The sequence below is a fragment of the Pseudomonas sp. JY-Q genome, assembly GCF_001655295.1.
Taxonomy (GTDB): Bacteria; Pseudomonadota; Gammaproteobacteria; order Pseudomonadales; family Pseudomonadaceae; genus Aquipseudomonas; species Aquipseudomonas alloputida.
In genome coordinates this window covers 5,488,935-5,501,803 of sequence record NZ_CP011525.1, presented here as the reverse complement: position 1 = coordinate 5,501,803, position 12,869 = coordinate 5,488,935, and the positions used below count along the sequence as shown (strand labels likewise).

The window sequence follows — 12,869 nt, the reverse complement described above, 5'->3', positions numbered from 1 at the left end:
GCGATTTGTCGCGCCCTGGGCTACCCTGCCTCGATGTTTTGCGAGGTCGACCATGCATATTCACATTCTCGGTATTTGCGGCACTTTCATGGGTTCGCTGGCGGTGCTGGCCAAGGAACTTGGCCACCGCGTCACCGGCTCCGACGCCAACGTGTATCCCCCGATGAGCACCCAGCTCGAAGCCCAGGGTATCGAACTGACCCAAGGCTATGACCCGGCCCAGCTGGATCCGGCGCCAGACCTGGTGGTTATCGGCAACGCCATGTCGCGCGGCAACCCAGCGGTTGAATACGTGCTGAACAAGGGCCTGCCCTACGTCTCCGGCCCGCAGTGGCTGGCCGACCACGTGCTGCAAGGCCGCTGGGTGCTGGCCGTTGCCGGTACTCACGGCAAAACCACCACCAGCAGCATGCTGGCCTGGGTGCTGGAGCACGCCGGCATGAGCCCGGGCTTCCTGATTGGTGGCGTGCCGCAGAACTTCTCGGTGTCGGCCCGCTTGGGCAACACGCCGTTCTTTGTGGTGGAAGCCGACGAGTACGACAGCGCCTTCTTCGACAAGCGCTCGAAGTTCGTCCACTATCACCCGCGTACCGCGATCCTCAACAACCTTGAGTTCGATCACGCGGACATCTTCCCGGACCTGGCCTCGATCGAGCGGCAGTTCCACCACCTGGTGCGGACTATCCCCAGCGAAGGCCTGGTCATCCACCCGACCACCGAGCAAGCGCTGGAGCGTGTGATCGGCATGGGCTGCTGGACCCCTGTGCAAACCACCGGGGAGGGCGGCCAGTGGCAAGCCCGCCTGCTCAGCCCAGATGGCTCGCGTTTTGAAGTCCTGTTCGAGGGCGAAGTGCAGGGTGTGGTGGACTGGGCGCTGACCGGCCAGCACAACGTCGCCAATGCCTTGGCCACCCTGGCAGCAGCGCGTCATGTAGGCGTGGTGCCGGCCATGGGCATCGACGGCCTGAGTGCGTTCAAGAGCGTCAAGCGGCGCATGGAGAAGGTTGCCGAAGTTCAAGGTGTGACCATCTACGATGACTTCGCCCACCATCCGACGGCCATTGCCACCACGCTCGACGGCCTGCGCAAGCGGGTGGGGGAGGCACCTGTGATCGCGGTGATCGAGCCACGCTCCAACTCGATGAAACTCGGTGCCCATCGTGACGGCCTGCCAGAAAGCGTCAACGACGCCGACCAGGTGATCTGGTATGCGCCGGCCAACCTCGGCTGGGACCTGGCCGCCACCGCTGCGCAGTGCAAGGTACCCAGCGTGGTGGCCGACAGCCTCGAAGCGATCATCGAGCGGATCAAAGGCCAGGCTCGCCCAGGCACCCATGTGGTGATCATGAGCAACGGCGGCTTCGGCGGCCTGCACGGCAAGCTGGCCGAGGCGCTGAAGTGAACGGGCCGGAACGCATCACCCTGGCCATGACGGGCGCCTCGGGTGCCCAGTATGGCCTTCGCCTGCTCGATTGCCTGGTACGCGAAGACCGCGAGGTGCACTTCCTGATCTCCAAGGCCGCACAGTTGGTGATGGCCACCGAGACGGATGTTGTGTTGCCGGCCAAGCCCCAGGCGATGCAGGCCTTCCTGACCGAATACACCGGCGCGGCCGATGGACAGATCCGTGTGTATGGCAAGGAAGACTGGATGTCGCCGGTAGCCTCGGGTTCTGGCGCCCCGGCGGCAATGGTGGTGGTCCCCTGTTCCACTGGCACTTTGTCGGCCATCGCCACTGGCGCCTGCAACAACCTGATCGAGCGGGCTGCCGACGTTACCCTCAAGGAGCGTCGCCAGCTGATCCTGGTGCCACGCGAAGCGCCATTCTCCACCATCCACCTGGAAAACATGCTCAAACTGTCGCAAATGGGCGCGGTGATCCTGCCAGCGGCACCGGGGTTCTATCACCAGCCGCAGACCATCGACGACCTGGTCGACTTTGTCGTGGCGCGTATCCTCAACCTGCTGAACATCCCCCAGGATATGTTGCCGCGTTGGGGCGAGCACCACTTCGGGGTGGATGATTGAAGCGAGCACTGGCGGGGTTGCTGGCGCTGGTGATGCTGGGTGGGTGCGCCACGGTGCGCACGCTGGATGCCAACAAGCCCGGCGCACCGGTGGTGTATGCCGGTACCCGGCTGGATTTGTATGTGATCAATGGCGGGTGTTGCCCGCGGGATCATTACGGGGCGGACGCTCCGGCGTATCCGCGCCTGGATCTGCCCGGCAGCATGCTGCTCGATACCCTGCTGCTGCCGTTGTCTTTGCTGACAGCGGCCGGCATAGGCTTCCAGGCTAGCGGCGGCCTGTGATGGCCCTTCGCGCGCACGCCCTCTCCCACAGGATCTCCGTAATCTTCCGGTGACTACTCACCAGTGGGTGCGGGCGTACCCGCGAAGAGGCCAGCACAAGCGAAGCCTAGATCTTGCCCAACCTGCGCAACTCATCCGACTCCACAACCCGCACGCCGTCTTCTTCCTCCAGCGCCAGCCGCCACAGTGCTCGCGCCAGGGTACAAGCCTCGATTCCCCGATACTTCCCGGGTATCAACCTGGAAAATGGCGCAACAAGCTGTTCAGTGAGCCGTGGCTCCAGCCGCTCGCCCAGCAGGAACGAGGGCCGCACGATGGTCAGCTGTGGCCAGTCCTGAGCTTTGAGCGCTTCTTCCATCTCGCCCTTGACCCGGTTATAGAAAATTGACGACTTAGGGTCGGCGCCCACTGCACTGACCACCAGCAGATGCCGTGCGCCCATTTCTCGGGCACGCTTGCTGAAGGCGACCACCATGTCCAGATCCACTGCGCGGAAAGCCGATTCGGAACCCGCCTGCTTCAGTGTGGTGCCCAGGCAGCAGTACGCGATGTCGACCCGCCCGGCCAGTTGCGGAAGGAATACCGCCGGGTCGCCCACCGGGTTTTCCAGGTGCGGGTGCTCGGCCAATGGCCGGCGTGTAGGCGCGAGGACACGGGTGATGGTGGGCTCGTTGAGCAGGCGGTCTAGCAGGTGTTCACCGGTCAGGCCGGTGGCTCCGGCAAGCAGGACATGCTGAGGCGTCAAGTACATGATGTCTCTCCCTTGTTACACACAAGTCTAGTGAGTGCCGGGCATTTTTGCCTGTTCCCTCACGTTGGCCTGTGTGGCGTTACGCAATGCTTTTTCGGCTTGTTGCTGGCGCAGGTGATGCCAGTGCTCAAGCACGGCCGGTGGTGCCCACAGCTGCGGCTCGGAGGCCTCGAAGCCTTCCCTTTGTTCTCTTTCGGCAACGCTGGCACGTGCCAGTTCAAACGCCTGTTTCAGGTCGTCGGTCTGGTTCAGCGCTTCAGCGAACAGGGCATCGCCAAAGTAGGTGAAGTCGGCTTCCTCCGAGCAACCGAAGGAGACGCGGTCGGCCCGGGCAGCGGTCATGATGAGCGTGCGCTCGTCTTTGAGCGGAGCGATATAGCCCCCTGAATAGCAGGCGGAGATGACGATTACCTTGTCGCGATCCTTCAGCGGCGCCAAGGCAGTGGCCAGCTCGTCAGCGGCCAGGTCGGCCAGTTGCAGACGGGGCTGGTCGAGCACCAGTTGGTGGTCCTGGCTGCCATGGCTGGTGAGGTAGATGAACACCAGGTCTTCGGGGCCGCTGCGCTCTGCCAGGGTGGCGGCAGCGCGGGAGAGGTTTTCGCGGGTGGCCATGGGGCGTGTGGCCATGTGGTCGCGGTGGTTGACCAGGGTCACTTGGCCACGGGCGCCAAAGCGCACCTTTAGCAGATTGCTGACGTAGTCGGCTTCGCGCAGGAATACGCTTTGCTGGCCATCGCCGGCCACTACCAGGCTATACAGCTGGATCGGTGGCGCCGAGCGAGGTACCCGAGCCAGCGCCTCGTCCAGCAGCCGGCCCTGGTTGAGCAACGCCAGGTCCAGTGGGTCTGGCAGCAGCTTGCCATTCTGGTCGCGCACGCGCACGCCGTTGGCCCATGTTCCGCTTACGACCTTGCCACTGGGCAGAATCAGCCGCCCATGGCCATGGTAGGCATCGTTCAGGAAACCGCCGATGTACTTGCTGCCGTCGGCCAGTTGCAGGCTGCCCTGGCCCGACAGACGCCAGTCGGCGAACTCACCCTTGTAGTGGCTGCCATCGCTGCCCAGCAACTCGCCTTCGCCGATCAGCGAGCCGTCCTTGAATTCACCGATCCACACGTCGCCATCGGCATTTTCGTAGCGGCCTCGGCCCTCCAGGCGGTTGTCCTTGAACTCGCCGATGTACTGCTCGCCATCAACGCTGTCGTAGGTGCCGGCGCCTTGTAGCTGGCCGTTGACGAAGTGGCCGCTGAACTGGTTGCCGCTGGCATCGCTGCGCACCCCGGCGCCGTTGGGCTTGCCCTTGGCGAACAGGCCTTGGTAGCGACTGCCGTCGGCCAGCTCCAGTTGGCCTGCGCCGTCGTACAGGTCGTCCTTGAACTGGCCGCGGTAGGTCTGGTCGGCTTGCTTGAGGGTGCCCTCGCCGTCGCGGCGGCCGTGGCGGAAGGTGCCGCTATAGTGGCTGCCCAGGGTGGTCAGCTCGCCCAGGCCCTGAAACAGCCCCTCGGCGAACTGGCCGCGGTAGACCTCGCCGTTCTGGCCATGCCATTCGCCCTGGCCGTGCCACTGGCCGTCCTTGAAGCTGCCGGCGTACCAGCTGCCATTGGGGTAGTCGATCCGGCCCTCACCCTGCAGCAGGCCATCGACCACCTGCCCCCGGTAACGCCCACCGTCAGGCAGCCGTGCGTCCGGCGGGAGCAGCGATTCGCCATCGCCACAGGCGGCGAGCAGCAGGACCAGGGTAATGGGGAGCAATGGACGCATGGCGATGACCGGGCAATAGGTCTGCCGAGTATGACGCAGAATGGGATCCTGAGACAGCGAGCCCCTGTGTCGGCGCACAGCCTTGGAACCTTGCGCGTGCCCTGTAGGAGCGGCTTCAGCCGCGAACACCGGCGAAGCCGGTGCCCTCGACCGTGTTGCTTCTTCGCGGGCCCGCCCGCTCCCACAGGTGCCACGTTACCTTCAAGGTGCAATCAGCGCACACCAGGTGAAACGATGATCTTCACGTTCTCCTCTTTGTTGTTCACCAGTTCCTCGAAGCCCAGCTCGACAATCTGCTCCAATCCGATCCGGCCGGTTACCAGCGGGCGAATATCCAGCCGACCATCAGCAATGAAGGCAATCACGTCAGCAAACTCGCCGTTGTACGCCAACGCCCCCAGCACCTGTTTCTCGGTGGACACCAGCTCGAAGAAGTTGAACTCGCTGGGCTCTTCGAAAATACCCACCAGCACGCACTTGCCTGCTTTGCGGATGGTGTCGATGGCCAGCTTGGCCGTATGTTTGTTGCCGATGCACTCAAAACTCACATCGGCGCCCAGCCCTGCAGTCAGTGCGCGGATTTCCGCCAGGGCATCGCACTGGCTGGGGTCCAGCACCACGTTGGCGCCAACCTCTTTGGCCTTGGCTTTGCGTGCTGAGGACATTTCCAGGGCGATAACCTGCGCTGCGCCCGCGGCTTTGGCGCACATGATGGTGCAAAGGCCGATGGTGCCGGCCCCCACCACTACAACGGTTTGCCCAAGCAGGCTGCCGGCCTTTTTCACCGCGTGCATACCCACCGCCAGCGGTTCGATCAGTGCCCCGGCTTCGGCAGGGAAGCCCTGCGGCAGCCGGTAGAGCAGGTTGGCGGGCACGTTGACCAGCTCGGCGAAGGCACCGTTGTTCATCAGGCCGGTGAACGCCAGGCGTTCGCAGATGTTGTACAGGCCATGGGTGCAGTAATAGCAGGTGCCGCAATGCTGGCACGCGTCTGCCGCCACCGGGTCGCCTACCGCATAGCCTTCCACGCCTTCGCCAAGCTTGGCGATGTGGCCGCAGAATTCGTGGCCGAGGATGCACTGGCCCTGAATGCCGGTCAGCGGGTGCGGGGCCTCTACCGGGATGAACACCGGGCCGGCAACATATTCGTGCAGGTCGGAGCCGCAGATGCCGCACCAGTCCACCTTGATCTGCACCCAGCCCGGCGCTGGGTCGGCCGGCAAAGGTACCTGTTCGACACGAATATCGTTGCGGCCATGCCAGACGGCCGCGCGCATGTGGGTGTGGCTCAGGTCATTCATTGTTGTTCTCCAGGCTCACGAAAAGGGCTTAGTGCTTGCGCAGGAATGCGAGCAGTTGCTGGTTGACCTGTTCGGCCGCCTCCATCTGCACCATGTGGCCGGCCTCTGGCAGCACCTGTACTTCGGCTTCCAGGCCCTCGGCGTGGCTGGCCGGGATGATCGCATCCTTGCCACCCCACACCACCAGTGCCGGGTGATTGCCAAGGACCCCGCGCAAGTCGTGGCGCTGCCGGTCGCCGTCGGCGAGCGCCCCTGCCAGCTGCTGCAGGGCCTGGTCCACACCTTCCAGGCGCTTGAACTTGAGCATGTCCTCCAGCATTTGCCGGGTGACCAGCGCCGGGTCGGCAAACAATTGCACCATCTGCGGTTTGAGTGCATTGCGGTTGGCCGCGGTGACGAAACCTTGCAAGTACTGCCCGTTGATCGCTTCGCCCAGACCGGCGCTGGCCACCAGGCTCAGGCTGGCCACCCGCTGCGGGGCCAGGCGCGCCACGTTGAGGCTGACGGCACCGCCCATGGAATGGCCGGCCAGGTGGGCCTTGGCGATGTCCAGGTGGTCGAGCAGGGCGAGCACGGTTTCGCTCAACTCATCCAGGTCGCCCCGCTGCAGGGCCTTGGCCGACTCGCCGTGGCCCGGCAGGTCGAGGGCGATGACCCGCCGCTCGGCAGCCAGTGCCGGGTGGTTGAACAGCCAGTTGTTGAGGTCACCGCCAAACCCGTGCACCAGCACCAGCGGTGTGCCGCCTTCACCCAGCTCGAACCAGCGCAGCAGGCGCCCGCCGACTTCCGCCTTCTGAGGGGCCGGCCCCTGGCTCTGGTCGGCGCCGCCTTCGGCGACGAACTCGGCCTGGAAGCGCTGTACCACGGCATCGATCTCGGCCTCTTCTGCTTCGCCTTCGACCACCACCGCCAGCAGTGCGCCGACGGGCAGGGTTTCATCCGGCTTGGCCACCTGGCGGCGCAGCACGCCGCTGAACGGCGCTTCGACGCTGCTGCTGATCTTGTCGGTCTCGACGTCCAGCACTTCGTCGCCCTTGCTGATTTCGTCACCTTCCTGCTTGAGCCAGGTGTCCACCCGGCCCTCGGTCATCGACAGGCCCCACTTGGGCATGGTCAGGGTATGGATCTGGCTCATGCGGCACTCCTTGCGGCTTCGATCACCTTGCGCACGGCGGCTTCGATCTTCGCCGCGTCAGGGATGTACAGGTCTTCCAGGGCGTCGGAGAACGGCACCGGGGTATGTGGCGCGGTGACCATTTCGATCGGCCCCTTGAGTGCGGCAAAAGCCTTCTGTGCCACCAGCGCGCTGATGTCGGTAGCCATCGAGCAGCGCGGGTTGGCTTCATCGATCACCACCAGGCGGCCAGTCTTCTCCACACTTTCCAGAATGCTGTCCTCGTCCAGCGGGCTGGTAGTGCGCAAGTCCAGTACCTCGCAGTCGATGCCCTGGCGGGCCAGGTTGTTGGCAGCCTCCAGCGCCACATGCACCATGCGCCCGTAGGTAACGAGGGTCACGTCGTCGCCATCGCGCAAGAAGTTGGCTTCGCCGAACGGTACGGTGTACACCTCTTCCGGCACCTCGCCCTGCATGCTGTACAGCAGTTTGTGTTCGCAGAAGATCACCGGGTCGTTGTCGCGGATCGCCTGGATCAACAGGCCCTTGGCATCGTAAGGCGAGGATGGGCACACCACCTTCAGGCCGGGGATGTGCGTCCATAGCGAGGTGAGCATCTGCGAGTGCTGGGCTGCCGCACGCAGGCCGGCGCCATACATGGTGCGCATCACCAGCGGGGTCACTGCCTTGCCGCCGAACATGTAGCGGAACTTGGCGGCCTGGTTGAGGATCTGGTCCAGGCAGCAGCCGGCGAAGTCGACGAACATCAGTTCGCACACCGGGCGCAGGCCCTGGGTGGCGGCACCGACGGCCGCGCCGACGTAGCCGATTTCCGACAGCGGCGCGTCAAGCACGCGGCCGGGGAATTGGTGATACAGGCCTTTGGTCACGCCCAACACGCCACCCCAGGCGTCATCCTCGCCGGGCGCACCGGCGCCGCCGGCGACGTCTTCGCCAATGATGAACACTGTGCTGTCGCGGCGCATTTCCTGGGCCAGGGCCTCGTTGATGGCCTGCTGGTAGCTGATCTTTCTTGCCATGGTGGTTCTCCTGTTGTTCTTGTAATCCGCGGCTCAGGGGTAGGCGACGTAGACGTCGGTGAGCAGGTCGGCGGGCTGTGGCTTGGGATCGGATTTGGCGCGGCGTACGGCGTCTTCGATCAGGTCCTCGACGCGGGCGTCGATGGCGTCCAGTTGCTCGGCCGTGAGCAGGCCGGCGCGGGTGGTCTTGTTGCGAAATTGCATGAGGCAGTCGCGGGATTCGCGCAGGTTCTTCACTTCATCAGGGGCGCGGTAGGTTTGCGCATCGCCTTCGAAATGGCCGTAGTAACGGCTGAGCTTGACCTCGATCAGCGACGGCCCTTGCCCGGAGCGGGCGCGCTCGATGGCAGCGCCGGCGGCCTCGTAGACGGCAAAGAAGTCAAAGCCGTCGATGGTGACCCCTGGCATGCCGAAGCCGGCAGCGCGGTCGGCAATGTGGTCGCAGGCTACGGACCAGTTGGAGGCAGTGGCCTCGGCGTAGCCGTTGTTCTCGGCCACGAAGATGCAGGGCAGGTTCATGATCGACGCCATGTTCATGGCCTCGAACACGGCGCCCTCGTTGGATGCCCCATCGCCGAAGAAGGCTACCGACACGTCATCGCGGCCCTTGAGCTTGGCCGCCAGCGCCGCCCCGGCCACCAGTGGTGCGCCGGCGCCGACGATACCGTTGGCACCGAGCATGCCCTTTTCCAGGTCGGCAATGTGCATCGAGCCGCCCTTGCCGCCGCACACGCCGGTTTTCTTGCCGTAGATCTCGGCCATCATGCCGTACACGTCCACGCCTTTGGCGATGCAGTGGCCATGGCCGCGGTGGGTCGAGGCGATGCAGTCGCTGTCGCGCAGGTGGGCCATGACCCCGGCTGCAGAGGCTTCTTCGCCGGCATACAGGTGGACGAAGCCGGGAATTTCGCCGGTGGCGAACTCCACATGCAGGCGTTCTTCGAAGGCGCGGATGGTCCGCATGACTTCATAGGCATGCAGCAGTTGATCAGTACTGAGTTGATTGGACATCTTGTTGTTCTCCGGGGTTGTCTCAACACGGGTTTGCAGGGTGCAGCCGGTGGCCGCGCGGGACGGCCAGCAGGTGGTGGCGGGCGGCATGCGCCAGCACGGCCTCGACGTCCACACTGAGTGGGCCTTGGTGGTCGAGGGTGATGGTGGGGGTGTCATGCTCGGCAAATTCGATTTCGCGTTCGCCGTCCAGGGCCAGGGTGCCGCTGGCGAGGCTCAGGCGCTGGGCGACGCCGGGCGTCAGCTGACCGCAGGCGGAGATGCCGCAGGCTTGCAGCAGGCCGGGCGCCAACGGCGCCAACAGCGCCTGTTCGGCGTCGGGGGCCAGGCGTACCCAGGCGCCGTGCGGGTCTTGCCGTGACACCGGGCACCACAGACCGCACAGGGCCGACAGGCCGATGGCGTGGGGTTCGGCGAAGCAGGCGAAGACTTCGCAGAGGTCCTCGCTGCGGCTGAGCGCACGGGCACCGATGAAGCGCTGCGGCGACACGGCCACCTCGACCAAGGCCCATTCGGCCAGCTGTTGTTCAGGCACGTTCACCAGTAAGCGTTTGTTGCGGCGCAAGCCGATGCTGGCCGGTACCCGGCCACTGGCAAGCAGGCCACCGGCCAGGCCCGCGCTGGTGGCTTCACGAAGTTCGGGGAAGGCGTTGTTGGTGCCGGTGGACAGGGTCAGCAGCGGCACGTCAGCGGCCTCGGCGGCGACCGCCTTGTGGGTGCCATCACCGCCCAGCACGGCGATCATCGCCACGCCGCGCTCGACCATGCGCCGGGTTGCCAGGCGGGTATCGGCCACGGTCTGGGTCAGTGGCAGGTCGAGGATCTCGATGGCCGGCCAGTGCTGGTCACGGGCCCCTGGGCCCTGGCTGGCCTTGAGCACTGCGGCAGCGATGCCGGTCATGTCGCTGGGCAACAACACCTGGCCAATGCCGGTGGCGCCGAAAGCGGCCAGCAGGCGCTGGATAGCCGAGGCCTTGTCGGTGCTCGAATAGAGCCCGGCATTGGCGGTCAGGCGGCGCAGGTCGCGGCCAGAGGCAGGGTTGGCAATGATCCCGACAATCGGGGCGGGTAGCGGCATGGCGCACCTCATATTTTTGTTTGCAAGGGGAGGAGCAAGCGGGGTGCCAGCTTTCTTCGCGATGGCTGAAGTGGCCGGGCTAGAGGGTTCTGGTCGTGTTCGGGCAGGTCTTCACGGGTGTGGCGGCGAGACGCCGGGTGCCAGCGCCGGGCCGGCGTTGCCGAGACGCTGAGACGCTGCGTCTCAAGCCAGCCGGTAATCACACAGTGCTTGTCGGGGCATGCCCAGAGGCGCTTAATGGCCGGACAACGATAAAAACAGTAACGAGAACCGGAGGGCCTGAATGCTTGCCGCGAACTCCCGAGCCCATGTGGACTGCGTCAGCAGGGTGTTGAAGAATGCCGACCGCCTGCCGCAGGCGCCGGTACCACCGCTGATCCTCGATTCATGGCGCCGCTCCATGGATGTGTACCGCCTCGACCCCGGTTCCCAGCAGGGGCCGCGGATCCTTTCCCAAAGCCTGCTCAACGAATGCCGCGAACGCGCCGAGCTGTTCCTGCGCATCGCCAGCGATGCCGTGGCGCGCTTGCACGAACGGGTGCGCGGCGCTGACTACTGCGTGCTGCTTACCGATGCCCAGGGGCGCACCATCGATTACCGGGTCGAGTCGGCCATCCGCAACGACTGTCGCAAGGCCGGGCTGTATCTGGGGACCTGCTGGTCGGAGGGCGAGGAGGGCACATGCGGTGTGGCGGCGGTGCTGACCAGCAAGGCCCCGGTCACGGTGCACAAGCGCGATCACTTTCGCGCCGCCTTCATCGGCCTGACCTGCACAGCGGCGCCGGTGTTCGACCCATTGGGCGAGCTGCTGGGCGTGGTCGATGTGTCGGCCTTGCAGTCGCCGGACGATCGGCGCAGCCAGCACCTGATCCGCCAACTGGTCGAGCAGACCGCCCGCGAGATCGAAAACGCTTTCTTCATGCACAGCGCCCAGGGCCACTGGGTGATGCGCGCGCATGGCACGCCGGGCTATGTGGAGAGCCAACCCGATTACCTGCTGGCCTGGGATGCCGATGGCCGTTTGCAGGCAATCAACAGCCTGGCGCGGCAACGGCTGGTGGAGCGCCTGGGGCGCTTGCCTGAGCATATTGGCGAACTGTTCGACATCGACCAACTGCGCCGGGTGAGCGCGTCGTCCGCCCAGCGCCTGCCTGGTCTGGGCGGTTTGTATGGCCGGGTCAGCGCACCGCAGCAACGCCAGCGTGCGCAGCCTTTGCGCCAGGCCCAGGACACCCGTATCGAGCAACACCTGCGGTTGGCCACGCGGGTCAAGGACTGCAACCTGGCGGTGCTGGTACTGGGTGAGACCGGGGCCGGCAAGGAGGTATTCGCCCGCCAGCTGCACCAGCAAAGCCAGCGCTGTGATGGCCCGTTCGTTACCCTGAACTGCGCGGCCATTCCGGAAACCCTGATCGAGAGCGAGTTGTTCGGCTATGTGGCCGGGGCCTTCACCGGTGCTTCCAGCAAAGGCATGCAAGGGCTGTTGCAGCAGGCCGATGGCGGCACGCTGTTCCTCGACGAGATCGGGGACATGCCGCTGAACCTGCAAACCCGCCTGCTGCGGGTGCTGGCGGAGGGCGAGGTGGCGCCGCTGGGTGCGGCGCGGCGGGAGCGGGTGGATATTCAGGTGATCTGTGCGACCCATCGCGATCTGGCGGCGATGGTGGAGGACGGGCGATTTCGTGAAGACTTGTACTTCCGCCTGGCCAATGCCCGCTTTGAGCTACCCCCCTTGCGTGAGCGTGATGACCGGCTGGGGCTGATTCACCAGTTGCTGGCCGAAGAGGCGGCGGCCTGCGGGGTGGAGGTGGTGTTGGCGGATGACGCGCTGCAGGCGCTGCTGGTTTATCGCTGGCCGGGCAATTTGCGCCAACTGCGGCAGGTGTTGCGGTATGCCTGTGCGGTGAGTGAAGGCGGGCAGGTGCGGCTTCAGGATCTGCCGCAGGAGGTGCGCGGTGAAGCGGTTGGCTCGGCTGAAAGCGGGGTGTCGTGCCCGGCACGGCAGTTGTTGCTGGACGCGCTGATTCGCCATCGCTGGAAGCCGGCTGATGCGGCGCGGGCTTTGGGTATTTCGCGGGCGACGCTTTATCGGCGAGTGCATGAGCATCGCATCGACATGCCGCGGATGAAGGGGTAGAGCCCTGGGGGCGCGCTGCGCCCCTTTCGCGACGCAAGGCCGCTCCCACAAGGACGGCGTCAGTCCTGAGGCATGCGCGCAACCTGTGGGAGCAACTGTCTTGCTCAATTTCTAAAAGCGGGCGCGATCCCTGTGGGAGCGGCCTTGTGTCGCGATAGGGCCGCAACGCGGCCCCAGCTTCAGGCAGGCAATAAAACAACCTGGCACAGAGCCGGGGTGCCCACAAGGACGGCGTCGGTCCTGAGGCACGCGCGCAACCTGTGGGAGCGGCCTTGTGTCGCGATAGGGCCGCAACGCGGCCCCAGCTTCAGGCAGGCAATAAAAAACCCCGGCACAGGGCCGGGGTTCTGGTACATCACACTAC

General features: G+C 65.1%; 11 protein-coding genes. 4 read left to right on the top strand and 7 right to left on the bottom strand.

The window, feature by feature from the left end:
- Window positions 1-52 precede the first annotated feature (52 nt).
- From mpl to AA098_RS24665, 3 genes are read left to right on the top strand one after another with little or no spacing between them, the layout of a single operon-like run.
- Window positions 53-1,402, top strand: coding sequence for a UDP-N-acetylmuramate:L-alanyl-gamma-D-glutamyl-meso-diaminopimelate ligase (gene mpl / locus AA098_RS24675; protein ID WP_064615074.1), 1,350 nt, complete (start codon window positions 53-55; stop codon window positions 1,400-1,402).
- On the top strand, window positions 1,399-2,028 hold the full coding sequence (gene ubiX / locus AA098_RS24670) for a flavin prenyltransferase UbiX (protein WP_003255348.1): 630 nt from the start codon (window positions 1,399-1,401) through the stop codon (window positions 2,026-2,028). The genes mpl and ubiX overlap by 4 nt, the downstream gene beginning before the upstream one ends.
- Entirely contained in the window at window positions 2,025-2,312 is a 288-nt protein-coding gene (locus AA098_RS24665; protein WP_003255347.1) for a YceK/YidQ family lipoprotein, read from the top strand. The genes ubiX and AA098_RS24665 overlap by 4 nt, the downstream gene beginning before the upstream one ends.
- 106 nt (window positions 2,313-2,418) lie before the next feature.
- Here AA098_RS24665 and AA098_RS24660 read toward each other — a convergent pair whose 3' ends face one another.
- The 7 genes from AA098_RS24660 to AA098_RS24630 all read right to left on the bottom strand — a co-directional run bounded on the left by AA098_RS24660 (window position 2,419) and on the right by AA098_RS24630 (window position 10,368).
- The gene (locus tag AA098_RS24660) at window positions 2,419-3,063 is read right to left on the bottom strand and encodes an oxidoreductase (protein ID WP_003255346.1); all 645 of its coding nucleotides are present in this window, start codon (window positions 3,061-3,063) and stop codon (window positions 2,419-2,421) included.
- 27 nt (window positions 3,064-3,090) lie between these two features.
- Complete coding sequence (locus tag AA098_RS24655) at window positions 3,091-4,824, bottom strand: C13 family peptidase (protein WP_064615073.1); 1,734 nt, start codon at window positions 4,822-4,824, stop codon at window positions 3,091-3,093.
- Window positions 4,825-5,036: 212 nt separating this feature from the next.
- The gene (locus tag AA098_RS24650; RefSeq protein ID WP_223279163.1) at window positions 5,037-6,101 is read right to left on the bottom strand and encodes a 2,3-butanediol dehydrogenase; all 1,065 of its coding nucleotides are present in this window, start codon (window positions 6,099-6,101) and stop codon (window positions 5,037-5,039) included.
- 52 nt (window positions 6,102-6,153) lie between these two features.
- Complete coding sequence (locus AA098_RS24645) at window positions 6,154-7,260, bottom strand: acetoin dehydrogenase dihydrolipoyllysine-residue acetyltransferase subunit (protein WP_010951828.1); 1,107 nt, start codon at window positions 7,258-7,260, stop codon at window positions 6,154-6,156.
- A complete protein-coding gene (locus tag AA098_RS24640; protein WP_003255340.1) occupies window positions 7,257-8,279 on the bottom strand; it encodes an alpha-ketoacid dehydrogenase subunit beta in 1,023 nt (340 codons plus the stop codon). The genes AA098_RS24645 and AA098_RS24640 overlap by 4 nt, the downstream gene beginning before the upstream one ends.
- A gap of 33 nt (window positions 8,280-8,312) precedes the next feature.
- Window positions 8,313-9,290: a thiamine pyrophosphate-dependent dehydrogenase E1 component subunit alpha gene (locus AA098_RS24635; RefSeq protein ID WP_003255338.1), complete on the bottom strand. Its 978-nt coding sequence runs from the start codon at window positions 9,288-9,290 to the stop codon at window positions 8,313-8,315.
- Between the two features lie 22 nt (window positions 9,291-9,312).
- Window positions 9,313-10,368, bottom strand: coding sequence for an ATP-NAD kinase family protein (locus tag AA098_RS24630; protein ID WP_003255336.1), 1,056 nt, complete (start codon window positions 10,366-10,368; stop codon window positions 9,313-9,315).
- A gap of 283 nt (window positions 10,369-10,651) precedes the next feature.
- On the opposite strand from AA098_RS24630, the gene AA098_RS24625 reads away from it, so the two are divergent.
- Window positions 10,652-12,505 carry a sigma-54-dependent Fis family transcriptional regulator gene (locus AA098_RS24625; protein WP_003255335.1) on the top strand — a complete coding sequence of 618 codons (1,854 nt, stop codon included), beginning with the start codon at window positions 10,652-10,654 and terminating at the stop codon, window positions 12,503-12,505.
- Window positions 12,506-12,869 lie beyond the last annotated feature (364 nt).

Bases quoted from the DNA above. Each gene is read 5' to 3' on its own strand.
- AA098_RS24660 (WP_003255346.1), bottom strand. From the start codon at position 3,063: ATGTACTTGACGCCTCAGCATGTCCTGCTTGCCGGAGCCACCGGCCTG.
- AA098_RS24645 (WP_010951828.1), bottom strand. From the start codon at position 7,260: ATGAGCCAGATCCATACCCTGACCATGCCCAAGTGGGGCCTGTCGATG.
- AA098_RS24635 (WP_003255338.1), bottom strand. From the start codon at position 9,290: ATGTCCAATCAACTCAGTACTGATCAACTGCTGCATGCCTATGAAGTC.
- AA098_RS24650 (WP_223279163.1), bottom strand. From the start codon at position 6,101: ATGCGCGCGGCCGTCTGGCATGGCCGCAACGATATTCGTGTCGAACAG.
- mpl (WP_064615074.1), top strand. From the start codon at position 53: ATGCATATTCACATTCTCGGTATTTGCGGCACTTTCATGGGTTCGCTG.
- AA098_RS24655 (WP_064615073.1), bottom strand. From the start codon at position 4,824: ATGCGTCCATTGCTCCCCATTACCCTGGTCCTGCTGCTCGCCGCCTGT.
- AA098_RS24625 (WP_003255335.1), top strand. From the start codon at position 10,652: ATGCTTGCCGCGAACTCCCGAGCCCATGTGGACTGCGTCAGCAGGGTG.
- AA098_RS24640 (WP_003255340.1), bottom strand. From the start codon at position 8,279: ATGGCAAGAAAGATCAGCTACCAGCAGGCCATCAACGAGGCCCTGGCC.
- AA098_RS24630 (WP_003255336.1), bottom strand. From the start codon at position 10,368: ATGCCGCTACCCGCCCCGATTGTCGGGATCATTGCCAACCCTGCCTCT.